This is a genomic window from Streptomyces sp. TRM49041 (assembly GCF_008271805.1).
GTDB lineage: Bacteria > Actinomycetota > Actinomycetes > Streptomycetales > Streptomycetaceae > Streptomyces.
The window spans coordinates 1-21,557 of the sequence record NZ_VSRY01000016.1 but is presented as its reverse complement, the minus strand read 5'-3'; the positions used below and the strand labels follow the sequence as shown (position 1 = coordinate 21,557).

19 protein-coding genes are annotated in these 21,557 nt (G+C 70.8%); 10 read left to right on the top strand and 9 right to left on the bottom strand.

Annotated elements, in window-relative coordinates:
* The first annotated feature begins 244 nt into the window (after positions 1 to 244).
* Positions 245 to 2,647, top strand: a complete 2,403-nt coding sequence (gene fxsT, locus FVS66_RS01270; RefSeq protein WP_262386741.1) for an FxSxx-COOH system tetratricopeptide repeat protein — start codon at positions 245 to 247, stop codon at positions 2,645 to 2,647.
* Here the strand turns inward: fxsT and FVS66_RS01265 are convergent.
* Positions 2,616 to 2,906: a hypothetical protein gene (locus tag FVS66_RS01265; protein ID WP_187645329.1), complete on the bottom strand. Its 291-nt coding sequence runs from the start codon at positions 2,904 to 2,906 to the stop codon at positions 2,616 to 2,618. The genes fxsT and FVS66_RS01265 overlap by 32 nt on opposite strands.
* 117 nt (positions 2,907 to 3,023) lie before the next feature.
* Between FVS66_RS01265 and FVS66_RS01260 the strand changes: the two genes are divergently transcribed.
* Entirely contained in the window at positions 3,024 to 3,314 is a 291-nt protein-coding gene (locus FVS66_RS01260; RefSeq protein ID WP_149179078.1) for a winged helix-turn-helix domain-containing protein, read from the top strand.
* 86 nt (positions 3,315 to 3,400) lie between these two features.
* Here FVS66_RS01260 and FVS66_RS01255 read toward each other — a convergent pair whose 3' ends face one another.
* Together FVS66_RS01255 and FVS66_RS01250 are read right to left on the bottom strand one after the other, a co-directional pair.
* Entirely contained in the window at positions 3,401 to 4,069 is a 669-nt protein-coding gene (locus FVS66_RS01255) for a class I SAM-dependent methyltransferase (protein WP_149179077.1), read from the bottom strand.
* 86 nt (positions 4,070 to 4,155) lie between these two features.
* A complete protein-coding gene (locus FVS66_RS01250; RefSeq protein ID WP_149179076.1) occupies positions 4,156 to 4,656 on the bottom strand; it encodes a hypothetical protein in 501 nt (166 codons plus the stop codon).
* 369 nt (positions 4,657 to 5,025) lie between these two features.
* Here FVS66_RS01250 and FVS66_RS01245 point away from each other — a divergent pair, with 369 nt between their 5' ends.
* The 4 genes from FVS66_RS01245 to FVS66_RS01230 all read left to right on the top strand — a co-directional run bounded on the left by FVS66_RS01245 (position 5,026) and on the right by FVS66_RS01230 (position 7,430).
* Positions 5,026 to 5,280 carry a hypothetical protein gene (locus tag FVS66_RS01245; protein WP_149179075.1) on the top strand — a complete coding sequence of 85 codons (255 nt, stop codon included), beginning with the start codon at positions 5,026 to 5,028 and terminating at the stop codon, positions 5,278 to 5,280.
* Positions 5,252 to 5,767 (top strand): DUF6879 family protein, encoded by a 516-nt coding sequence (locus tag FVS66_RS01240; protein WP_149179074.1) that lies wholly within the window; start codon positions 5,252 to 5,254, stop codon positions 5,765 to 5,767. The genes FVS66_RS01245 and FVS66_RS01240 overlap by 29 nt, the downstream gene beginning before the upstream one ends.
* 14 nt (positions 5,768 to 5,781) lie before the next feature.
* Entirely contained in the window at positions 5,782 to 6,630 is an 849-nt protein-coding gene (locus FVS66_RS01235; RefSeq protein ID WP_149179073.1) for a helix-turn-helix transcriptional regulator, read from the top strand.
* Between the two features lie 152 nt (positions 6,631 to 6,782).
* A complete protein-coding gene (locus tag FVS66_RS01230; RefSeq protein ID WP_149179072.1) occupies positions 6,783 to 7,430 on the top strand; it encodes a hypothetical protein in 648 nt (215 codons plus the stop codon).
* A gap of 47 nt (positions 7,431 to 7,477) precedes the next feature.
* On the opposite strand, the gene FVS66_RS01225 is transcribed toward FVS66_RS01230, so the two are convergent.
* A complete protein-coding gene (locus tag FVS66_RS01225) occupies positions 7,478 to 8,776 on the bottom strand; it encodes an LCP family protein (RefSeq protein WP_187645328.1) in 1,299 nt (432 codons plus the stop codon).
* Positions 8,777 to 8,895: 119 nt separating this feature from the next.
* On the opposite strand from FVS66_RS01225, the gene FVS66_RS01220 reads away from it, so the two are divergent.
* Positions 8,896 to 9,429, top strand: a complete 534-nt coding sequence (locus tag FVS66_RS01220; protein ID WP_262386729.1) for an acyl-CoA thioesterase — start codon at positions 8,896 to 8,898, stop codon at positions 9,427 to 9,429.
* A 112-nt stretch (positions 9,430 to 9,541) separates the two neighbouring features.
* Here FVS66_RS01220 and FVS66_RS01210 read toward each other — a convergent pair whose 3' ends face one another.
* Positions 9,542 to 10,927: an LCP family protein gene (locus FVS66_RS01210; protein ID WP_149179070.1), complete on the bottom strand. Its 1,386-nt coding sequence runs from the start codon at positions 10,925 to 10,927 to the stop codon at positions 9,542 to 9,544.
* A 323-nt stretch (positions 10,928 to 11,250) separates the two neighbouring features.
* Here FVS66_RS01210 and FVS66_RS01205 point away from each other — a divergent pair, with 323 nt between their 5' ends.
* Positions 11,251 to 12,261 (top strand): glycosyltransferase family 2 protein, encoded by a 1,011-nt coding sequence (locus tag FVS66_RS01205; protein ID WP_149179069.1) that lies wholly within the window; start codon positions 11,251 to 11,253, stop codon positions 12,259 to 12,261.
* An 88-nt stretch (positions 12,262 to 12,349) separates the two neighbouring features.
* On the opposite strand, the gene FVS66_RS01200 is transcribed toward FVS66_RS01205, so the two are convergent.
* From FVS66_RS01200 to FVS66_RS01185, 4 genes are all read right to left on the bottom strand, one after another.
* Positions 12,350 to 14,191, bottom strand: coding sequence for an LCP family protein (locus tag FVS66_RS01200; RefSeq protein ID WP_149179068.1), 1,842 nt, complete (start codon positions 14,189 to 14,191; stop codon positions 12,350 to 12,352).
* A 29-nt stretch (positions 14,192 to 14,220) separates the two neighbouring features.
* Positions 14,221 to 16,041, bottom strand: coding sequence for an LCP family protein (locus FVS66_RS01195; RefSeq protein ID WP_149179067.1), 1,821 nt, complete (start codon positions 16,039 to 16,041; stop codon positions 14,221 to 14,223).
* 269 nt (positions 16,042 to 16,310) lie between these two features.
* Positions 16,311 to 17,492, bottom strand: a complete 1,182-nt coding sequence (locus tag FVS66_RS01190) for an LCP family protein (RefSeq protein ID WP_149179066.1) — start codon at positions 17,490 to 17,492, stop codon at positions 16,311 to 16,313.
* Positions 17,493 to 17,670: 178 nt separating this feature from the next.
* Entirely contained in the window at positions 17,671 to 18,435 is a 765-nt protein-coding gene (locus FVS66_RS01185) for a TIGR03089 family protein (protein WP_149179065.1), read from the bottom strand.
* 128 nt (positions 18,436 to 18,563) lie between these two features.
* Here FVS66_RS01185 and FVS66_RS01180 point away from each other — a divergent pair, with 128 nt between their 5' ends.
* Positions 18,564 to 20,195, top strand: coding sequence for an N-acetylmuramoyl-L-alanine amidase (locus FVS66_RS01180; protein ID WP_262386728.1), 1,632 nt, complete (start codon positions 18,564 to 18,566; stop codon positions 20,193 to 20,195).
* Positions 20,196 to 20,350: 155 nt separating this feature from the next.
* Positions 20,351 to 21,433, top strand: coding sequence for an NDP-sugar synthase (locus FVS66_RS01175; protein WP_149179064.1), 1,083 nt, complete (start codon positions 20,351 to 20,353; stop codon positions 21,431 to 21,433).
* Positions 21,434 to 21,557: the final 124 nt, after the last annotated feature.

Here is a 21,557-nt window from a genome sequence, read left to right as displayed (position 1 = left end):
AGTCCATCGCCATCGCTGGCGACAACCACGGCCGCCTCGCCACCGGTGAAACCTCCGGCGGGGCACCGCAGTGACGCCTCTGTTCCGCAAGCGCCGACGTGAGCGGCCGACGCGTGATCAGCGGCGTGCCCAGGGTCCGCCTACTCCTGTCCACGCCGACGCGTCGGGCCCGCGCTCCATTGCCATCGCGGCGCCCGGCGGCTTCTACGGGGTCGCGCAGACCGGGGACGGCGCCCGTGCCCTGATGCTGCCACCCCAGGCTCTGCTGCCGCCCGCTGATGTGGACGCCCCACCCGGGCTGGATAACGTCCCCCGGCGGGGTGCCTTCGTGGGACGCACTGCCGAACTCGACCGGCTGGACAAGGTCCTTTCCCACCCTGGCGAGGTGGTGGTGCAGGCGGTGCACGGGCTCGGTGGTATCGGCAAGAGCGCCCTGGCCGCCCACTGGGCGGTCACCCGCGCCCACGCGGCGGGCTGCGCACCCATCCGCTGGATCACCGCCGACAGCGCCGCCTCCGTCCAGCGGGGCCTCGCCGACCTGGCCAGCGCGCTGCAACCCGCCCTGGCCGAGGTGCTGCGCGCCGCCGACCTGACCGAGCGCGCCCTGCAGTGGCTGGCCACCCACGACGGTTGGCTGCTGGTGCTGGACAACGTCAATGATCCCCGGGATATCGCCCCGCTGCTCGACCGGGCCCGCGGCGGCCGCTTCCTGATCACCAGCAGGCTCGCGACCGTGTGGCACGGCGCAGCCACCGTGGTCCGCCTGGACGTCCTGGACGAGAACGCGTCACTGGCGCTGCTCACCCGTATCGCCACGGCCGGCGCCGACCCGCGCGACATGGACGGCGCCGCCGAACTGTGCGCCGAGCTCGGTCACCTGCCCCTTGCCGTCGAGCAGGCCGCCGCCTATCTCGCCCAGGCCCCGCTGCTGACGCCCCGTGGCTACCTCGGCCTCCTGGCCCGGTACCCGGCGGACCTCTACGGGGCCGGCGGCGTCCCCGGCGCCGACAGCGAACGCACTGTCGCCCGTGTCTGGAATCTGACGCTGGACCGAATCCGGCGGACCCAGCCCCTGGCCACCGACCTGCTGCGTCTCCTGGCCTGGTACGCCCCCGACCGCATCCCCGTCGGCCTCCTCGGCGGGGAGCCGGGCACCCCGGAGGCCACCGGCGCCCTCGGCTTGCTCACCGCCTACAGCATGGTGACCGCCGACCCCGGCACCGGCACCCTCGCCGTGCACCCCCTCGTGCAGGCCCTGGCCCGCACCCCCGACCTCCGTGACCCCCACCGCGCGCCGGACCTCGTCGACCGGGCCCGCCGGGCGGCGGCCGCCCACCTGCAGGCGGCGCTGCCCGCCACATCGCTGGACCCCGCCGCCTGGCCCGCCTGGCGGGCTCTGACGCCGCACATCGACGCCGTCATCGGCCGCTCGCCCCCCGAGACGGACACCTCCGAAGACATCGGAAGAGTGCTCAACGAGGCCGGCCTCTTTCTCACCCACCAGGGCGACACGAGCCGCGCGATCACCTACTACGAACGCGCCCTCACCGCCGCCGCACGGGAACTGGGCGACACAGATCCCGTCACCCTCACAGTACGCAACAACCTTGCACGGGCTTACGAGTTCAAAGGTGACGCGGCCCGGGCCCTCTCCCTCCTGGAGGACACCCTCAGGGACCGGGAGCGGGTTCTGGGCACAGACCATCCGCATACCCTGTCCACGCGCAACAACCTCGCCCAGGCTCACCAGACGGCCGGGAATCTCGCCAGGGCGCTGCCGCTGTACGAGCAGACCCTGCACGACCGGATCCGCACCGCTGGCCCGGACCACCCGGACACCCTGATCGCGCGAAACAACCTGGCCTTCGCCTACGCGGCGGCGGGAGACCCCGCGCGCGCCCTTCCGCTGCACCGCGAGATCGCCGAGGACGCGGTGCGGATCCTCGGCGAGCACCACCTGCACACCCTGATCATGCGCAACAACCTCGCCGGCGCCTACGCGGCCGTGGGTGACCTCGGCCGCGCCGTCCCCCTGTACGAGCGGGTCCTCGGCGACCGTGAGCGGCTCCTCGGAGCCGACCACCCGCACACCCTCGCGACGCGTGGTGGCCTCGCCGATGCATATGAGGCGGCGGGGGACCTGGAACGGGCCATCCCGCTATACGAGCAGACCTTGGCCGACCGGGAGCGTGTCCTCGGAGCCGGCTCTCCCCTCACCGTTGGCTCCGGCAATGACCTCGCAGGCGCGCTCGTGGCGGCGGGCCGCCCCGACGGTGCCCTTCCGGTGTACGAGCGGGCCCTTCGCGACGCGGCGCGCAACCTGGGGGACACCCATGAGCTGACGCGTACTGTGCGCCACAACCTCGCCGCCACACACGCGCGCAGGGGCCGCGTGGACCTGGCCGTTCCACTGCTCGAGCAGACCCTCGACGCCACTGTACGCAGTGTCGGGGAGGACCATCCGGACACCGGGGCGGTACGCCTCGACCTCGCCGCCGCGTACGAGGCGACGGGGCGCCCGGACCTCGCAGTCCCCCTGTACGAGCGTGCCCTCACCGACGCGGTACGGCTGCTGGGAGCGGGGCACCCTATGACGACGGCAATCCGCGCCGCCCTCACCGCAGTGCGCCGAACCAGCGGCCAGTGAAGCGGCCCAACAGGCCGAGCATGAAGTCCCGGGCATCTTCACGAACCGCGCGGTCCCACTCGATTCCACATGCCCACAGGTAGCGCCACCAGCGCAGCAGATCCATCCCGTACGAACGCGGCGTCAACGGCGAACTGTCCGCTGCCATCAGATCTCTGAGGTACGTCGCGACAGGCTCGATCGGTCGTCCGAACGGGTCCAGCACCTGGTATGGCTCGCGGCGGCGGCCAGTCGAATGTTGCTCCGGGCGAATTCCCATGGCCCTACAACCTTCATAACGTCGGCCTGCCCCGGGGGACCTTGCATCGACGGCGTCGGCTGACACCTTCAGTTCGACGGGCCGGGCAAACCCGGGCCCGTCCGGGGACGGTTATGGCTGCACCACCCGTCGGTTCGGCTTCGAGACCCCTTCGGAGAACCAGAACCCACGGCCATCGCAGCGGAGATCATCCGGCGTATCGAGGGCGGCTCCTATCCGCCGGGGAGCCGTGTGCCGTCCACTCTGGAAATCGCCCAGGAGTTCGGCGTGGTGAACGCGACAGCGGCGAAGGCGATGCGCCATGTGCGGGAACAGGGGTGGACGCGGGGCGAAGTCGGGTTGGGGACGTTCGTCGCCGATCCGCTGCCGCCCGCTGCCGAGACCCAGGGCGACGACTCCGCCGACTGATCACCCAGCGCACCGCCGACGGCTCCGCCGCCGTACGGCGCCGCGCACTCGACCACACCGACCCGCCGAGCGTCCGTGCCCTGCTGTCACGGGCGCATGGCGCCGGCGATGAGCGTGCCGATGTGGCCGGGGGTGGGTGCGTCGAGTTCCCTCACGGTGACCTCGGTGAACCCGGCTTCGTGCAGAAAGTGCTTCCAGACCTCGGGTGTGTAGCTGTAGCGGTAGGTGTACATGGCGGGTCCGGCGAAGCCGCCCTTGTACATGCCTTGTGGGCCGTAGGCGCCAGGGATGGCGGGAGCCTGGGAGAAGGCGAACACGCCGCCGGGGTTGAGGTGCTCGAAGACGAGAGGGAAGAGGCACTCGGGAGCGGTGAACCAGGCGGCGCCGAATACGGAGTAGACGGCGTCATGGGTGGTAGCGGTGCGCGTGAGGTAGTCCAGGACTTCGGCGCATACGAACCGCGCTCCGAGGCGGCCGAAGCGTTCGGTGGCGTTCTCCACCATCACGGGGGACAGGTCCACGCCTGTGGCCTTCACGCCGCGCCGGGCGAGATGGGCGAGCCCCCGGCCGGTGCCACAGCCGATCTCCAGGACACTGCCCGGGTCGTGCAGGAGATCCGGGCCGGGGTCATGGGGGTGGTCCTTGTACTGGGTCCACCGGAACGCCGGTTCGCCGTTGGCGTCGTCCTTCCAGGCACTCTTGGCGTAGGTGTCCCACAGCTGGCGTTCGTGGTCGTAGTTGTGCGGTGCGCTCATGGTCACAGTCCTGTCGGGCGGGTCGGGACGCGGGCCGGGGCCCCGCCAGGATGGCGTTGCCCCAGCCTGGTGCCGTGGTACGGCGGTCAGTGGCTGTCCGGGACCTTGCTGTCGCACGGGGAGCACTCCGCCCCGTCCCTGGCCCACAGCTCCTCGTCCGGGGCGAAGCCGACGGAGCGCAGGAAGTCGGCTGTGCGGAGGACCGTGCCGTCGTTGCGGCGCTGGATGAACGGCGCGTGGTGCTTGTATGCCCCGCCGTTGTACACATCGCACAGCGCGAAGTACACGGGCGTGTCCAGCACGACCTGGTGCACGCCGATGTCCACGACCTTGCCGACCCCGAGGTGCACCTCGGGGTGCTCCATCGAGGCGATCATGTACATCACGGCGTTGCCGAGGACGCGCTCCGCCAGGTCCCGCACCATGACCTCGTCGCGCAGCAGCAGCGCGACCTCGCGGTCCCATACGGTCATGCCGCTGTCGAACACGTTGATGCTCAGGTGCTTGACGTGAGGTGTGACGGCGTTGAGGAGTTCCTTCGGGTCACGCGTACGCGTGGCGGTCGGCTTGTCGACGGTGACAGTCATGCGAGTGGTGCTCCTCTCGGTCGGTTCGGTTTTCCGGCCCGGGACACGGCCAAGGCGGCCGCCGTGCGGTCTCGCGTCCGCAAGCTCCGCGGCGCAGCCATGGCACCAGCACGGGCTCCCGCTCGATCCTCAGTGGCAGCCCCACTGGTGCCGCCGGCCACCGCGCGGGTTCCGTGGTCATCATGCCGCGCCCTCCCCATCACTTCCGAGGTCGATGGAGCGAACGTAGAAGGCGGCGGGCGGAGAACTCCATGAACTTGCATGAGCTTGCACGCCAATTAGCTTGGCCAATAGTGCTATTGACGATGTCTCTGCTGCTCAGCAAGGGTCGTGCAAGCCCGAGCAAGCACCTAGACCAGGGAGCCGGCCATGGCCGTAGAGTTCGTCGGGATCGACCCCAACACCGACCGGGACCACTGCCCGACGGTGTGGGCGGACGCGGCAGCCCAAGAGATCTTGTTGCAGGGGTGGAGGCCGAGCCCCGAGACTCAGGTGGAGTGCGAGGCGAGCAGCCCCGCAAACGGTCCGGTGCCCGACAGCGAAGCCATCGTCAGGATTCCGGCCCGGATGATTCCGATGATCAGGGAGGCCTGTGATGCCGTCGAGCGTGCCCAGCTTCGCTGAGCTGCTGCGGCAGTGCGAGCGGTCTGCCGTCCACCTGGAGCTGCGTGACTCCTATGCTCCGACGGACCGGTTCGAGGCATGGAAGCGGGGTGAGCGGATCGACTGGGAGGACCGGGATTCCTGGTGGCATCCCTACGATCAGTTGATTTCGGACTCGGTGGCCCGAGGTGTGGTGATCCGCCGCGCCCGTGTCGTTTCCGAGCCCGTCTCGGAGTACATCCGATGGGAGCACTACGTCACGCACGCCAACGTCACGGCGGGCGAAGAGGTTCGGTGGCTGCCGCGGCGACGGGCCACAGTTGTCCCCCTGCCCGGAAATGACTTCTGGTTGTTCGACGGCGCGCTGCTCCGGGTGCACCACTTCTCCGGCGACGGAGTGGTGGTCGAGGACGAGATAACGGCCGACCCGGAGGCCGTGCAGCTGTGCTCCGCTGCCTTCGAAGCAGTCTGGGAGCGGGCGGTCCCGCACCACCTGTACAAGATCTGACGAAGGCCGGCTCCATGCCCCTACACGCCTCTTCACGCGTTCAGAGGTCCCGTGAGGAAATCGCCGGCCGTCTGCGCGAGATCCGGAAGGACGCGGGGATCACCGGGCGGGAGTTGGCCGCCAGATGCGGCTGGTCGGAGTCGAAGTCGTCCCGGATCGAGAACGCCAAGACGCCTCCCTCCGACCGGGACATCAGGGCATGGTGCCGAGCCTGCGCCGCTGATGACGACGTACCGGACCTGATCGCAGCGAACCGGCAGTCCGCCGATGCTCATGTGCAGTGGAGGCACCTGCAGCGGACCGGTCTCCGACGCTTGCAGGAGTCCACAGGGGACCTGTACCAACGAACAAAGGTGTTCCGGGTCTACGTATCCGACGTGATCCCTGGATTCCTCCAGACGCCCGGATACGCGGCCGCTCTGCTGTCGTCCATCGCAGACTTCCGGGGAGCCCCGGACGACGTGAGCGACGCAGTGGCGGCCCGCATCAAGCGCAACGAAGTGCTGAGCAACGGCGCACGCCGGTTCTCGTTCGTGCTGGAGGAGTCGGTGTTGCGGTACCGGCTGTGCAGCGCCGAGACCATGGCCGCTCAGCTCGGTCACCTGCTCGGGATCATGGATCTCCAGAACGTCGCTGTGGGGATCATTCCGTTCTCATCGCGGCGAACGGTATGGCCCATGCCGACCTTCACGATCTTCGACGACACCAGGGTCCACGCGGACACGTTGGACGCCGCTTCCACACTTGCACAGCCCAGCCAGGTGCAGCTGTACGCCCGAGCCTTCGAACGGCTCTCGCGGGGGGCTGCGCGGGGAGCTGTAGCGCGCTCACTGATAGCGGACGCGCTGGCATCCCTGGACTGAGCGGGGCGCTGCTCGGTCAGGACGCGGGCCCTGCCGTCGGTGTCACCGCGCCGCGGCTCTTGGCGCGGGCCTGACCAGCGTCCGTATGGTCGGCTAAGCTGCGCTGCCGCCGGAATCCAGCCGTCGGTATCACGCCTTGCAGGATGAGGAACATGAGCACGGATCGCACGGTCTCGAGGATTCTCCAGCAGATCGCCACCCAGGACGTCGTGGAGATCACGGACAGCGCCACCGCCACCGGCCGGGTCGCCGCGCAGGTCCACCTCGTCGAGCAGTACGGCTTCGAGTACGGCGAGGCCCGGCGGCACGGTCACAACAAGCAGCTCCTGACCGTGTTCCTGTACCGCGACGCCAACCCCGAGGCGCGCGCCCGCGAGGCCGCCACCATCGCCGCGTACCCGCAGGCCGGCAACGGCGGAGCCGCGCCCGGGCTGCTGCCCGGCACGCTCAAGCCGCTCCCGGAGGCGGAGGCGGCCGTCGCCCTGGCCAAGGACCGGATCGCCTTCGACGTCATGGGGCAGGCCGCCGAGCCGCGGCAGAAGACCGTGGCGTGGGCCATGCTCGGCGTGGCCGTGGTGGTCATCCTGATCGCGGGGAAGTACCTCGTGGCCCTCGGCGCCGGCGTCTTCCTGGGCGGTCTCCTCCTGGGCTTCTTCAAGCTGGGCGAGGCCCGCCGCCAGAAGCTCGCGCAGCGGCTCCAGGCGGCCGGGCTCGTCGCAGTGCGGGACGAGCACGGTATCCAGCGCTTCCTGCGGCCGGGACGGCAACTCCCGGGCCACGCGAACCCGTTCGCCGGGTGAGCTGAAGTGACGCGCGGGGCGCGGCCGGGCGGCCGCGCCCCCACGCGTCACCGGTCCGACGTGACCGTGACCTTCTCGTCGTTCTGGATCTGCTGCACCAGCTGCTTGACCCTCGCCTTGTCCCAGACCAGGTTGCCGCCGCGGCTGCCCGAGATGGGCATGTTCATGGACTTCCCGTCGCCGCCGTTGACGCTCTTCATCGCGAAGAACATCTCGGCCAGATCGAACAGCGACATGTCCTTGTCGACGATCAGCGTGTCCAGGCCGGCGCCCAGCGTCGGGTACAGCTTGAACGGGTTGAGGACCGTGCCCGGCGTCGCCGCCTGGTTGGCCAGCGCGGCCAGGAACTTCTGCTGGTTCTTCGTCCGCGCCAGGTCGGACTCCGCGAAGGCGTACCGGGTCCGTACGAACGCCAGCGCCTGCTCGCCGTCCAGGGTCTGCTTGCCCGCCTGGAAGTCGGCCCCGGACCTCTTGTCCTTGAAGCCCTTCTCGATGTTCAGCTCGACACCGCCGAGCGCGTCCACGATGTTCGCGAAGCCCGCGAAGCCGATCTCCGCGTAGTGGTCGATGCGCAGTCCGGTGTTGTGCTCCACGGTGCGGACGAGCAGCTCGGGGCCGTCCTCCGCGTACGCCGCGTTCAGCTTCACACGGCGGCCCGTGCCCTTGAACGTCTTGCCGGACTCCGAGCCGACGAACGTGGGGATCTCCACATCCGAGTCACGCGGCAGGGAGATCATCGTGTTCCCGCTGCCGCACGCGGCGAGGATCATCATCGAGTCCGTGCGCTTGCCGTCGGCGGAGCCGGTGTGCAGCCGTTTCTTGTCCTCGGAGGTCAAGCCCTCACGGCTGTCGGAGCCGACGATCAGATATGTGGTGCAGTCGCCCTCCGCCGGGCGCTCGATGACCTTGGAGAGGTCCACCTCGCGGCGCATCCTGCCGTCGGCCCAGAAGTAGGTGCCGACGGTGGTCACCAGGAGGACGGTCGCCAGCGTGATTGAGCCGATCTTGATCCGGCGCCCCCAGTTCGGCGCCGGACGGGCGCCGGGGCCGTGCGACGGCATGGGCGGCACGCCGGGCCCGTGCCCGCCGGGGCCACCGGGGCCCCCGCCCTGGCCGGCGCCGCGCGGGATGCCGTAGACCTGGCCCGTGTTGTAGTCGCTCGCATACCCCGGGGCCGATGCCGGGGCCTGGCCGACGGCGTCGTCGTACCCCTGCCGCTGCTGCGGCGGGACCGCCCCGGGCCGCACATGGCGCATCACGCGGGCGCCCTCGGGCTGGGCGCCGGCGCTGCCACGGCCGTGACGCGCGTCGCGTTCGTCGGACCATCCTTCAGGCCAGTCATTCATGCCGAACAGTGTGCCGCCCACCTCGGCGGCTCTTACAGGGTGGGTGGGAAATCGGGGCGGCGCTGTAGCGAAGCTGATGCAATGCGGACCTGCCCGACTCCGGGCATATGGTGGAGGGCATGACAGATCAGGCCATGCTCGAGGGCAAGCCCACCTCGGCGTCCCGCACCACGCTCAGCCACATCATGACCGGCAGTGACACCAACCTGCTCGGTACGGTGCACGGCGGCGTGATCATGAAGTTGGTGGACGACGCGGCGGGCGCCGTCGCGGGACGTCACTCCGGCGGGCCCGCGGTCACCGCCTCGATGGACGAGATGGTCTTCCTGGAGCCGGTGCGCGTCGGGGACCTCGTCCATGTGAAGGCGCAGGTCAACTGGACCGGCCGGTCCTCGATGGAGGTCGGCGTGCGGGTGCTGGCCGAGCGCTGGAACGAGTCGACTCCGGCCACGCAGGTCGGCTCCGCGTACCTGGTGTTCGCCGCCGTCGACGCGGACGGCAAGCCGCGGCCCGTGCCGCCGGTCGTCCCGGAGACCGAGCGGGACAAGCGCCGCTACCAGGAGGCGCAGATCCGCCGCACCCACCGGCTGGCCCGCCGCCGTGCCATCCGCGAACTGCGCGAGCGGCGCACGGCGGAGGGCATCGAGGACTGAGCGACAGGGGCGGGGCGCGCCGTCCGAGCGCCGAAGCTCCAGGGCCCGAAGTGCCAGGGCGCGAAGCTCCAGGGCCTGAAGTGCCAGGGCCCGAAGCTCCAGGGCCCGAAGCTCAGGGGCAGACCACCTGGTCCCCGGTCACCGCCGTGTAGCCCCCGGCCGGCTTCGCCATCGCAGTCGGCGGCGTCTCGGAGCGGACCGGCTGGACCGCCTTGAAGTCCGTACCGGCCGTGACCTTCAGCACAGCCCCCTGCCTCGGCACGGCCCGCAGCTCGCTCCCCGGCAGCGCCGCCGCCAGGGACTTCGCCGAGCGGTCCCAGCGCGGGTCGTACGAGACGACCGTGCGCACCACGTCCCGCCGGTCCGCGTTGTACGGGGTGCGCGTCGTGTTGAAGCCGGTCGCCCGCAGCGCCGCGTCGACCTTGGCGCCCAGACCGTCCAGCCGGGTGCCGTTGTAGACCTGCACCCGCACCTCCTTCGGGGCCACCTCGACGAGCTTCCTGCGCGGCGCCGGGGTGGCCGGGCGCGTGGTGAGCGGCCGGTCCTCGCGGATCGAGTCGAACAGCTTCCTGGACCGCACCGGGTCCCACTTCACCGTCGACCCGAGGCCCTTGACGTGCACGCCCACCGCCCCGACCGGCACGGACGTGAACTCGGACGACGCCGTCGTGAAGCCGCGCATCGCCTTCCCCAGGGCGACCATCTCTTCCGTACCGAACCCCTCGTCGGCCCGGACCGACCCGGCCACGGCGCCCATGACCTTCCGGAACCGCACCGGGTGCAGCAGCGCCCCGTCGCTGGTCGCCCGGTCGATCAGGGCGGCCACGAACCGCTGCTGCCGCTGCATCCGGCCCAGGTCGGACGCCCCGTCGACATGGCGCGACCGCACGTACTGCAGCGCCTTCCCGCCGTCCAGCGTGTGCGTCCCGGCCGGCAGGTCGAGGCCCGTGTAGGGGTCCTTCATCGGCCGGGCCGTGCAGATCCGCACCCCGCCCACGGCGTCCACGGTCCGCATGAAGCTGGTGAAGTCGACCTCCAGATAGTGGTCGATCTTCACCCCGGTCATCCGCTCCACGGTCCGTACGGTCAGGTTCGGCCCGCCCTCCGCGTACGCGGCGTTCAGCTTGACGGGGTGCGGGCCGTGCCGCTTTCCGGTCGTCGCGTCGGTGTGCTCGGTCAGCTCGGCGTACGAGTCCCGGGGCAGCGACACCAGGCTCGCCCGCCGCCGGTCCTCGGAGATGTGCACCAGAATGATCGTGTCGGTGCAGCGACAGGGCGCCCCGCCGAGCCGGTACCGCGCCTTCTCCGCCGCCGTGATCCTTTCGCGGCCGTCGGTGCCGACGAGCAGGATGTTCGTGCCGTGGCCCGCCTTGGGGCGGTTCTTCATGTCCTTGAACGCGTCGACCCGGCTGATCCCGGTGTCCAGGCTGGTCACCACCGCGTGCCCGATCCCGCCCGCGCCCAGCACCAGCACCGACAGGGTCGTCACCATCCGCATCGCCCACCGGGGCCGCTGCCGCCGCCGCGGCCTCGGCGCCGCCGCCTGCCTCCGCGCACCGTGGGCGGGCGGCCGGGGGACCGGGCGGGCTGGGCGGCGGCGGGGCGGCGTGGGCACGTGGGACACCTCGCGGGCGAATGGGAGGGAACCGTTGGCACAGTAGGCCCATACGATCAGCGACCGGCCTTACCGGCCGGGCGGCGCGCACCGGTGTCCCCCATTCGCGGTAACGTGGCGGGCGAAACTGCTGTCCGCCGGGGGCGATCCCCGGACCCCCGAGGCTGTTGTCCGCCGGGGGACGAGCCCCGTACCCCCGAGGAGCCATGCCCCTGCCCCCGGTTTCCGTGATCATGCCGGTTCTCGACGAAGAGCGGCACCTCCGCGACGCGGTCCGTCACATCCTCGAGCAGGAGTACGACGGCGAGATGGAGGTGGTGATCGCGCTCGGCCCGTCCACGGACCGTACCGACGAGATCGCCGCCGAGCTGGTACGCGAGGACTCCCGCGTCCACACCGTGCCGAACCCCACGGGCCGTACACCCGCCGCGCTGAACGCCGCGATCAAGGCGTCCCGTCACCCGATCGTGGTGCGCGTCGACGGGCACGGCATGCTCTCGCCGAACTACATCGCGACGGCCGTCCGGCTCCTGGAGGAGACGGGCGCGCAGAACGTGGGCGGCATCATGCACGCCGAGGGCGAGAACGCCTGGGAGGACGCCGTCGCGGCCGCGATGACGTCCAGGATCGGCGTGGGCAACGCGGCGTTCCACACGGGCGGCGAGGCGGGCCCGGCCGAGACCGTGTATCTGGGCGTGTTCCGGCGCGAGGCCCTCGAACGACAGGGCGGCTACAACGAGGAGTTTATTCGCGCCCAGGACTGGGAGCTGAACTTCCGTATCCGCGAGGCGGGCGGACTGATCTGGTTCTCGCCGGAGTTGCGCGTGCAGTACCGGCCGCGGCCGTCCGTGCGCGCCCTGGCGAAGCAGTACAAGGACTACGGCCGCTGGCGCCATGTCGTCGCCCGCTACCACCAGGGTTCGATCAACCTCCGCTATCTGGCGCCGCCGACGGCCGTCTGCGCCATCGCGGCCGGACTCGTCGTGGGCGCGACACTCACCCCGCTCGGCTTCGTGATCCCCGGCGGCTACCTCGCGGCCATCACGCTCGGCTCGATCCCGGCCGGCAAGGGGCTGTCGCTGAAGGCCCGTGCGCAGATCCCGGTGGCGCTCGCGACGATGCACATGTCGTGGGGCTTCGGCTTCCTGACGAGCCCGCGCTCACTCGCGAAGAGGGTCATCGCCAGCCGCCGCCCGGCGGTCCTCGCGAAGAACTGACGCACAGAAGAACTGACGTGCGGAAGGAGAGGGGCCGGTCGCCACGGATCCGTGGCGACCGGCCCCTCTCCTCGTCACTCCCGTACCGCTACCAGCGATACGGCTTGTACACGTCCATGCATGCCTTGTCGTCGGCGCCGTTGGAGTTCTCCGCGTCCGTCGGCAGGTCACCGGCCTTGGGCGCCTCCTGCTTGGGATACGTGTCCCCCTCGCGCCAGTCGGCGCCGACCGTAAGCGTCAGCCCGCCGTCGCCTTCGCCGTCGCCTTCACCGTCGGCCGCCCGCACCGCGTCGGTCGGCAGACCGACGGCATTCGCCACGGACAGAGCGTCCGCCTTGCCCTGCGCGCCGGCGGACTCGGGGTACGTGAGGAGCGTCTCCTTCGTGGGCGCGGCGGTCCGCGAGGTCGCGGCCTGCGTGAAGCCCTTGCCCCGCAGGATCTCGGAGATCCCGTGCGCCCGGCCCTGCACCGGGTACTTCCCGTCGGCCCCCGTGCCGTTGACGACCGTGACGGCGAGGTCGGCCGGTGCCGCGGCGGGCGGGCCCGTCTCCCTCGGGGCGGTGGACGCCTTGGCCGCCGGACCGCCGTTGTCGTCGAAGGGGATGTCCTCGCGGAGCATCTTCCACATCTTCTGCGCCGCACTCTCCACCGCGAGCAGGTGCGCGCTGTTCTGGTGGTCCTCGGCCGTCGGCACCGTCGTCATGGTGATGCGGTTGGTCGGTACGTCCTTCAGCTCCATGGCCAGGTCGAAGAGCTTCTTCACCGAGCCGAGTTCCTCGGACACCTGGAGCGCCTTGGTACCGGCCTCCGCGAGGTCCATGACGCGGCCGGTGTCCGTGAACGCGTTCTGGCTCTTGAGCTGACGCAGCATCGAGTTCATGTACATGTGCTGCGCCTTGGCACGGCCCTGGTCGTTGAAGAACGCGTGCCGGGTACGCAGCCACTGAAGCGCCTGCTCACCCTGGACGTACGTCTCGCCCTTCTCCAGCTTGAGGCCGGAGCCGCCCGGGACCTGCGGGGTCGGCCGGTCCCACACGTTGTGCTGTACGCAGACGGGGACACCGCCGACCGCGTCCGCCATCTTCACCACACCGGCGAAGTCGACCATCATCCAGTGGTCGATGTAGACGCCGGTCATCTTCTCCCAGGTCGTCAGGGTGCAGCCGGGACCGCCACGCTGCAGCGACTCGGTGATGATCCGGTTGGTCGCCGGGTACGGCTCACCGGTCTCGGGGTCCTTGCACTCGGGTATGTCGACGCGGGTGTCGCGCGGAATACTCACCACGGCGGCGCTCTTGCGGTCCGCGGAGACGTGCAGGAGCATCTGCACATCGGCCCGCGGCTTGTCGCCCACCGTGTCCTTCGCGCCGCCGAGCGCCAGGTTCTCCTTGGAGTTCCGGCCGTCGGCGCCGATCAGCAGGATGTTCAGCGGGGTCCTACCGGCCGCGTTGGGCGACGCCTTCTTCACTCCGCTGTCGCCGCCGCTGCGGCCGCTACTGCGGATGTTGCCGTTCAGATGCTGGATATAGACGTACCCCGCGCCCGCGGTGCCGAGTATCAGCAGCGACAGCACCGAGGCCACCCAGCGGAACACCCGCCGTTTGCTGCTCCTGGCGCGCTGCCGCGGTCGTCTGCCCGCCCGTCGGGGGCTTCCCGCGCCCCGGGAGCCCGACCGTCCGCCGGTGTCCGGCCCGTCGTCCTCCTCGGCCTCCGGGCCGTCGGCGTCCGAACTCCGGGCGCCCCTACGCCCGCCGCCCGATCCCGATCCCGGCCCCGTTCCTGCGCTCCCGCCCGTACCGGTCGAGTCGCCACCGTCGCCCGGGCTTTCGGCCCGGTCGTCGAGGCTGTCGTCCCAGCCCAGGTCACGGGCGTTCCGGGCGTGCGGGACGCTCTCCCGCGTCCCCTCCCCACGCACGCTGCTGTGTCCCACCCACGTCTCCCCTGTGACTCAGGTGCGCGTCACTTCGCGCACACCTGTTTGTCCGCCTCTACTCTCTGCACACCCTCCGGCGCCTTCGCCGGACCGGTGATCGGCACGCCCGCGGCCGTGAAGTCCTTGCCGAGGGTGAGCACCATCGGCTCACGCTCCCCGGCGTCCGCCGTCCCCTGCTTCAGGGCCGTCGCGGGCAGTCCCATCATGTCCGCGAGCTTGCGGGCCTGATCGGCCTGGTTCGGCGCGTACTCCAGCGTCGTCTTCGCTATGTCCGCCGGGGCGTTCGCCTTGTTCGTCGACTTCAGCACGCCCATGTCGTTCTGCAGCCAGTTGATCGTCGACTGGGCACCGCCGCGTACGCCGCTGCCGTTGTACACGTCCACCCGAACCGCGGAGGGCTCGGCGCGGGGGCCCTTGAGGAGTGCGGCCTGGGCCGCCTGCTGGGCGTTCTTGGCGTCCCTCTCCTTCTGCTGCACCTCGGTGAGCGAGATGTCGTTCTGGATGATCGAGAAGAGCGGCTCGGCCTTCACCTCGTTGAGGACGACGGTCGCCTTCACCGTCTCGGCCGGGTTGTCGAGCACCGGCAGCGTCGTGAAGGTGACGTTCTTGGGGTCGACCTTGGCGATCTCCGCGGCGAGGTCACGGAGTAGGTCGACTTTCCCTATGCCCCTGTCGACGGTGAGGGCCTTGGTGGCCGCGTCGGCGAGGGCGTAAAGCTTGGACGGGCTGGTGAGTGTGTCGCTCGACTTCATCTTGCGGATCATCGAGCTCATGAACAACTGCTGCGTCTGGATGCGGGACAGGTCGCTCTTCTGCCCGAACGCCTGCCGGGTCCGGACGAAAGCCAGCGCCTGCTCGCCCTCGATGACGCTCGTGCCCTCGGGCAGTTTCAGGCCGGACTTCTTGTCGTCGACCGGCTTCTCGACACACACCTCGACACCGCCGACGGCGGACGACAGCGTCTTCACGGCGTTGAAGTCGACCATCATGAAGTGGTCGATCGGGACACCGGTGAGCTCCTTGACCGTGGCCATGGTGCAGCCCGGATTCCGGTCCATCTGTCCGAGGCTGGTGTTGAACCGCACCCCCCGCTGGCCGGGGATCGTCTTGGTGCTGCCGTCCTCCAGCTTCGTCTCGCAGTCCGGGATGTCGGTGATCAGGTCCCGGGGGATGGACAGCGCCGTGGCGTTCGTCCGGTCCTTGGAGACATGGAAGAGGATCGTGGTGTCGGCGTGGCCGGGGCTGTTCTTGTCGCCATAGCCGGAATTGCCGTCACCGGTCCGCTTGTCCGTGCCGATCACCAGCAGGTTGATCGCCTGGTCCTTCTTGAAGCCCGAACTGCCGCCCGCACCCCCGACGTCGATCGTGTTGATGTTCCCCTCGAGCCGTTCGTAGAGGTAATAGACGAAGGTGCCGGTGCCCACCAGCAGAAAGGCCATCACGCCGCCCGTCCACAGGAGAATCTTCTTCTTGCGGGACTTCTTCGGCTTCTGACGGCGCCGGCTCGTCGGGCCCTGCGCCGCACCCCGGCGGCCGCCGCCCTGCGCGGGCTCCGCGGGCCGGCGCCTGCGCTGCTCGGGGACCTCGGTCGTACGGCGCCGGTGCCCCGCGGCCGACTCCGACTCCGCCGCCGTCGGGGCGGACGCGGCCGGGGACGCGGAGGAGGTCCGCGAGGCGCGACTCGCCTGGGGCGGTGGCTTCGGGGCGGTCGCGGCACGTTGCGCGGAGACGGGTGACTGCCCTGCGGAATGGTCCAGTCGCAGTTCGTAGTTACCGGTCTGCGGGTTCAGTACCCACTGGTCGGCGGGGTCGATGTTCTCCGCCCCTCCACGGCTGTGCGCGTCCACGGTTACCTGAGTCCTCCGTCGGTGCCACGCGAGGCGCCTCCCCCTTGCAGGCGCTCGGTTTCTCGATCCTTGGGTGCGCGACCTGTGCGGTCGGTCGTACCGGATCGCGTCACACTATCCGCCCAGTTCAGCGCGGGGCGACGTGCGTGACAAATTCCACGCCCCTTACAAAGGGACAATCCGCTCAATCTTCATACACCGCCACCTCTGTCACCCTGTTTCCTCACACCTCCCTCTTCACATCACTACGCCCTCCCCTGGATGCGTCCCTACGGGCAGGTGCTCACCGCGGCGTTGGTCCCGCTGAAGGTCGGCACGGCGGACGGGCTCCCCGGGCCGTTCGGCGAAGCCTCCGGCGCCTCTGGAGCCTCTGGAGCCTCCGGGGAAGGGCCGTCCCGCTCGGTGGTGGGGACGACGGCCACCGGGGCGTCGGCCCGCAGTCGTCTGAAGAGCCGGCCGGCGTCCGGCTGCACCAGCTCGTCGCGGTTCGGGTCCGCGCGGTACGGCTTCCTCGGCACGGTCAGGAACCGCACCTCCTCGGGCGGTACGCTGCGCAGCCGCCGCGCCAGGTCGTACAGGTCCTTCAGCGAGTCCATCCCCGGGTCCGTGGTGAGCGACTTGGTGGCCGCGTCCAGGACCGGGTAGAGCCGCGCCGGGTTGAGCAGGACGCCGTTGCTCTGCACCTTGGTGACCAGCGCGCCGAGGAACTGCTGCTGGCGGTTCATGCGTTCGGTGTCGCTGCCGTCGCCCAGCGACTTGCGGGCCCGTACGTAGCCGAGGGCCTGCTCGCCGTCGAGCGTCTGCGCTCCGGCCTCCAGCTTCAGCTGCGCGTCCGGGTCGTCGATCGGCTCCCGGACGCAGACCCGTACGCCGCCGACGGCGTCCACCATGTCCTTGAAGCCCCGGAAGTCGATCACCATGTGATGGTCCACGCGGATTCCGGTCAGCTTCTCGACCGTACGGATCGTGCAGGCCGTTCCGCCCAGCTCGAACGCCCCATTGAACGGGGCGGCGCCGGGAGTGGCGCGCCTGCCGCCGCCCGTACGGCAGTCCGGGATGTCCACCATCAGGTCGCGCGGGATCGACATGGCCGTCACGCCGTGCCCACGCGCCGACAGATGCAGCAGGATCGTGGTGTCGGACCGCTGGCTGCCCTTGTCCTGGCCGTACTTCGTGTTCCCGTTGCCGGCCCGGGTGTCGGAGCCGATGAGCAGGATGTTCTTGCCGCCGCGCGGGACGGGGGCGGGGCGCTCCCGCTCGTACCGCTTGAGTTCGGCCACCGCGTTCCTGTCGGTGGTGATGTTGCCGTCGAGCTTCCGGTACAGCCACCAGCCGGTGCCCGCCGCGAGCAGCACGACGACCGACGAGCCGAGCGCCGCCCAGCGCAGCCACGTCGGCCGGTGTCGGGCCGAGGCGTCCGGGTCCGGGGGAGTGCCGGCGGTGTCCGTCACGTCAGAGTCCGTCCTTCATGGCGTCGGCGGCACCCAGGTCCCGGGGCGGCCGTCGCACGGTGAGACGGCCGGGCCCCGCACAGGGTTGTGTGCACAGTGGTGCGCACCGCCGATGATGTACCGGGAAGGACTCCGGAACCCGGCGGACTCGGCAGGCGGTCCGCCGGACGGGTGGCCGTCAGACGCGGTCGGTGACGCGTTCGCTGTCGATCCGCTGGGCGAGCGCCTCCGGCGACAGCCGGTCGAGGTGGCGGCAGAGGACGACGGACGCGCCCGCGGCAAGCGGCGCGTACAGCCCGGCCGACACGCCCTCCCATGTGTCCCAGGCCAGCCCCGACAGCAGCCGCGCCCCCGGCTCGAGCCCCCGCCGCGCCGCGTCCGCGCGGGCGCGCTCGACGAGCTCGGCGCCGGTCAGCTCCTTACGGGCGCCGGCCGCGTCGCGCAGGGCGAGCGCGGGCTCGTCCGGGTCGACCGGGACGTACGGTACGAACCGGTCGCCCTGGCTCGGCACCTCGACCGCGTAGTCGTCGTAGCCCGCCGGCGGCGTGGGGAAGCGGCGGCCCAGCGGGGCGAGCGACAGGGCGAGGCGGCTGCCGCCGCAGGTCAGGCCGTCGTCGAGCCGTTCGGGCCCGGCCACCACGTGATCCGCGTCGGCCGGGTCGCCGTCGAGGTCGGCCACCACTCCCACGGACGCGCAGGCGAGCAGCCAGACGGCGGTCTGCCAGTGCGCGGGCAGCAGCAGCGAGACCCGCTCACCGGGCTCGGCGGAGAGCCCGTCCTGGAGCAGGTTCGCCGTCTTGGCCACCCAGTTGGCGAAGGTGGCCACCGACAGTTCGACGCGCTCACCGGTGGCGTCGTCGTAGTACGTGACCAAGGGGCGGGCCGGGTCCGCGGCGAGCGCGGATCGCAGCAGGTCGGCAGGGGTGAGGTCGCTGGCGTTCACGCGGGCAAGGGTACGCGGGCCGGGCGGCCGCGACAGGGCCGAGCGGGTGACGCCCTCCTCCGTACGGAGCGATCGGCCGTCAGGAAACCCGACAAGCGCAACTGGGGTGAAATGTCCAGTATCTAGCTATGAGTTACATTCGTATTCCCTTGATCGGCGTAGCGATCGCGGTCGCCACAGCGGCCGCGTCCACCGCCTCCGCCTCCGCTCTCGCGATGCCGCTGCCCGGGCCGCTGTCCGCGGCGCAGATCTCGCCTCGGTCCGCCGCGGTCTCCTCCGCGCCCGCGGCGGACGATGTGTCGGTGGCCGGATCGACGCAGTCCCTGCCGCTCGCGCCCCTGCTCACCACAGAGCGGAGCGCGGCCCCCGACGGCCGGGCCCCCCATGGGCTGCCGCGCCGGGATGTCGAACCGTTCTCGCTCGTCGGCGTCGTGTGGGACGACCCGCGCTCCGAACTGCACGGCACGGTCCAGGTGCGTACGCGCGCCACCGGGACCGGCGTCTGGTCGCAGTGGCAGGACCTGGAGGCCCACCACCTCGACCACGCCGCCGACCCCGGCACGGCGGAGGCCCGGGCGGACGGGGTGCGCGGCGCGACCGCGCCCCTGTGGGTGGGCGATTCGGACGGCATCGAGGTCCGGGTACGGCCGGAGGCGGGCGTGTCGCGCAGCGCCGGCGCCCCGGCGGTGCCGCCGGGCCTGCGTGTCGAGCTGGTCGATCCCGGCGACGACCCGGCCGACAGCGATGCCCCGGCCGATAGCGATGCCCCGGCCGACAGCGGCGAACCGGCGACGAGCGACACCTCGGTCGGCGTCGACACCTCGGTCGGCATCGACACCTCGGTCGGCGGCATCGAGACGTCGATCGGTGTCGACACGTCGGTCGGCCGCGTCGACACGTCGATCGGTGTCGACACGTCGGTCGGTATCAACACCTCGGTCGGCATCGACACCCCGGCCGGCAGCGTCGGGCAAGGGCAGGGCCAAGCAGCCCCACCCGCCGGCGCGGACCAGAGCGCCGTATCCGGCCTCACCGCCGAGGAGTCGGCCGCGTCGGCCGTCAACGCCGACATCGCAGGGCTGGGCGCCACCGAGATCCCCGAACTGTCCAAGGCCGAGACCGAGGCCACCGTGCCGGTCGCCGCTGCGCAGTACATCGGGCCGCAGCCGCGCATCGTCACCCGCAAGGGCTGGGGCGCCGACGAGAAGCTGCGCGAACCGGACTTCCTCTACACCGATTCCGTCCAGGCGGCCTTCGTCCACCACAGCGCCACCGGCAACAACTACACCTGCGCCCAGGCCCCCTCACTGCTCCGCAGTATTTACCGCTACCACGTCGAGAGCATGGGGTGGCGGGACCTCGGCTACAACTTCGCCATCGACAAATGCGGAAACATCTACGAAGGCCGGGCCGGCGGCGTCGCCAAACCGGTGCAGGGCGCCCACACGCTCGGCTTCAACACCAGCACCACAGGTATCGCGGTGCTCGGTTCGTTCGGCTCGGACACCCCGCCCGCCGCAACCGTCACAGCGGTGGCGAAACTGACGGCGTGGAAACTCGGTCTGTACGGAAAGGACCCGCGCGGCAGGAGCACCCTGACATCGGGTGGCGGAAACCTGTACAAGAAAGGCACGAAGGTCAGCCTCAACGTCATTTCCGGGCACCGTGACGGCTACGCCACCGAATGCCCGGGAACCAAGCTCTACTCGAAGCTCGGCACGGCCCGTACCGCGGCGGCGGAATACCAGGGCAGACCCTGACCGAAACGCTGTGTCGAACCGTCTGCCCAGGTCTGCCTAGGATCTGCCTACACTGCCTGGTCGTGCCGATCATATGACCGATCTCCGACCGAGATCAGCGCGCCGGATCGGCCCCACCCCCAACGACCGGCCCCAGCAGGAAGCAGAGACGACAGGTGACAGAAGCGATCCTCCTGGTCGGTGGCAAGGGAACCAGGCTGCGACCGACGACGGTGAACACACCGAAGCCGATGGTGCCCGCGGCGGGTGTCCCGTTCCTCACGCACCAGCTCGCCCGGGCCCGCGCGGCCGGCGTCGAGCACATCGTGCTGGCGACCTCGTACCTGGCCGAGGTGTTCGAGCCGTACTTCGGCGACGGTTCGTCACTCGGCCTCCACCTCGAGTACGTCACCGAGGTGGAGCCGCTCGGCACCGGCGGCGCGATACGCAACGTCGCCTCGCGGCTGCGGTCGGGGCCGGACGAGCCGGTCCTCATCTTCAACGGGGACATCCTCACCGGCCTCGACATCCGCGCCCTGGTGGAGACCCACGAGACCTCGGGCGCCGACGTCTCACTCCACCTGACCCGCGTCGAGGACCCGAGAGCGTTCGGCCTCGTACCGACGGACTCCACCGGGCGCGTCACGGCATTCCTGGAGAAGCCGCAGACGCCCGAGGAGATCGTCACGGACCAGATCAACGCCGGCGCGTATGTCTTCCGCCGGTCCGTCATCGACACCATCCCGGCCGGCCGGCCCGTCTCGGTCGAACGCGAGACGTTCCCGGGCCTCCTGGCCGACGGCGCCCACCTCCAGGGCATGGTCGACTCCACGTACTGGCTCGACCTCGGCACCCCGCAGGCGTTCGTACGCGGCTCCGCCGACCTCGTCCTCGGCCGCGCCCCGTCCCCGGCGGTCCCCGGCCGCTGCGGCGACCGCCTCGTCATCGACGGCGCGACGGTCGCCCCGGACGCCAAGCTCACGGGCGGCACGGTCATCGGCGCGGGCGCGGTGGTCGGCGAGGGCGCCCGGATCGACGGCAGCAACGTCATGGCGGGCGCCGTCGTGGAACCGGGCGCGGTGGTGACCGACTCCCTCATCGGCGAGGGCGCCCGCATCGGCGCCCGCACGATCCTGCACGGCGCGGTGATAGGCGACGGCGCCGACGTGGGCACGGACAACGAACTCCGCTCCGGCGTCCGCGTCTGGTGCGAGACCCGCCTCCCGGACGGCTCCGTCCGCTTCTCGTCCGACCAGTAGCCGAAGGCGCGCGGCGGGGCCCGTACCGGCGCGGGCACCGGTGCCGGTTCCGGTGCCGGAGCCTGACCGCGGCCGGGGCACGCGCCGGGAGCCGGGGCGCCGGGCGCCACGGCCGTCCGCCCCG

Excerpts from the sequence above, each read along its gene's own strand:
- FVS66_RS01180 (WP_262386728.1), top strand. The coding sequence starts at position 18,564 with ATGAGTTACATTCGTATTCCCTTGATCGGCGTAGCGATCGCGGTCGCC.
- FVS66_RS01235 (WP_149179073.1), top strand. The coding sequence starts at position 5,782 with ATGCCCCTACACGCCTCTTCACGCGTTCAGAGGTCCCGTGAGGAAATC.
- FVS66_RS01265 (WP_187645329.1), bottom strand. The coding sequence starts at position 2,906 with ATGGGAATTCGCCCGGAGCAACATTCGACTGGCCGCCGCCGCGAGCCA.
- FVS66_RS01250 (WP_149179076.1), bottom strand. The coding sequence starts at position 4,656 with ATGACTGTCACCGTCGACAAGCCGACCGCCACGCGTACGCGTGACCCG.
- FVS66_RS01240 (WP_149179074.1), top strand. The coding sequence starts at position 5,252 with ATGCCGTCGAGCGTGCCCAGCTTCGCTGAGCTGCTGCGGCAGTGCGAG.
- FVS66_RS01225 (WP_187645328.1), bottom strand. The coding sequence starts at position 8,776 with ATGAATGACTGGCCTGAAGGATGGTCCGACGAACGCGACGCGCGTCAC.
- fxsT (WP_262386741.1), top strand. The coding sequence starts at position 245 with ATGCTGCCACCCCAGGCTCTGCTGCCGCCCGCTGATGTGGACGCCCCA.
- FVS66_RS01230 (WP_149179072.1), top strand. The coding sequence starts at position 6,783 with ATGAGCACGGATCGCACGGTCTCGAGGATTCTCCAGCAGATCGCCACC.
- FVS66_RS01255 (WP_149179077.1), bottom strand. The coding sequence starts at position 4,069 with ATGAGCGCACCGCACAACTACGACCACGAACGCCAGCTGTGGGACACC.
- FVS66_RS01245 (WP_149179075.1), top strand. The coding sequence starts at position 5,026 with ATGGCCGTAGAGTTCGTCGGGATCGACCCCAACACCGACCGGGACCAC.
- FVS66_RS01220 (WP_262386729.1), top strand. The coding sequence starts at position 8,896 with ATGACAGATCAGGCCATGCTCGAGGGCAAGCCCACCTCGGCGTCCCGC.
- FVS66_RS01210 (WP_149179070.1), bottom strand. The coding sequence starts at position 10,927 with ATGCGGATGGTGACGACCCTGTCGGTGCTGGTGCTGGGCGCGGGCGGG.
- FVS66_RS01205 (WP_149179069.1), top strand. The coding sequence starts at position 11,251 with ATGCCCCTGCCCCCGGTTTCCGTGATCATGCCGGTTCTCGACGAAGAG.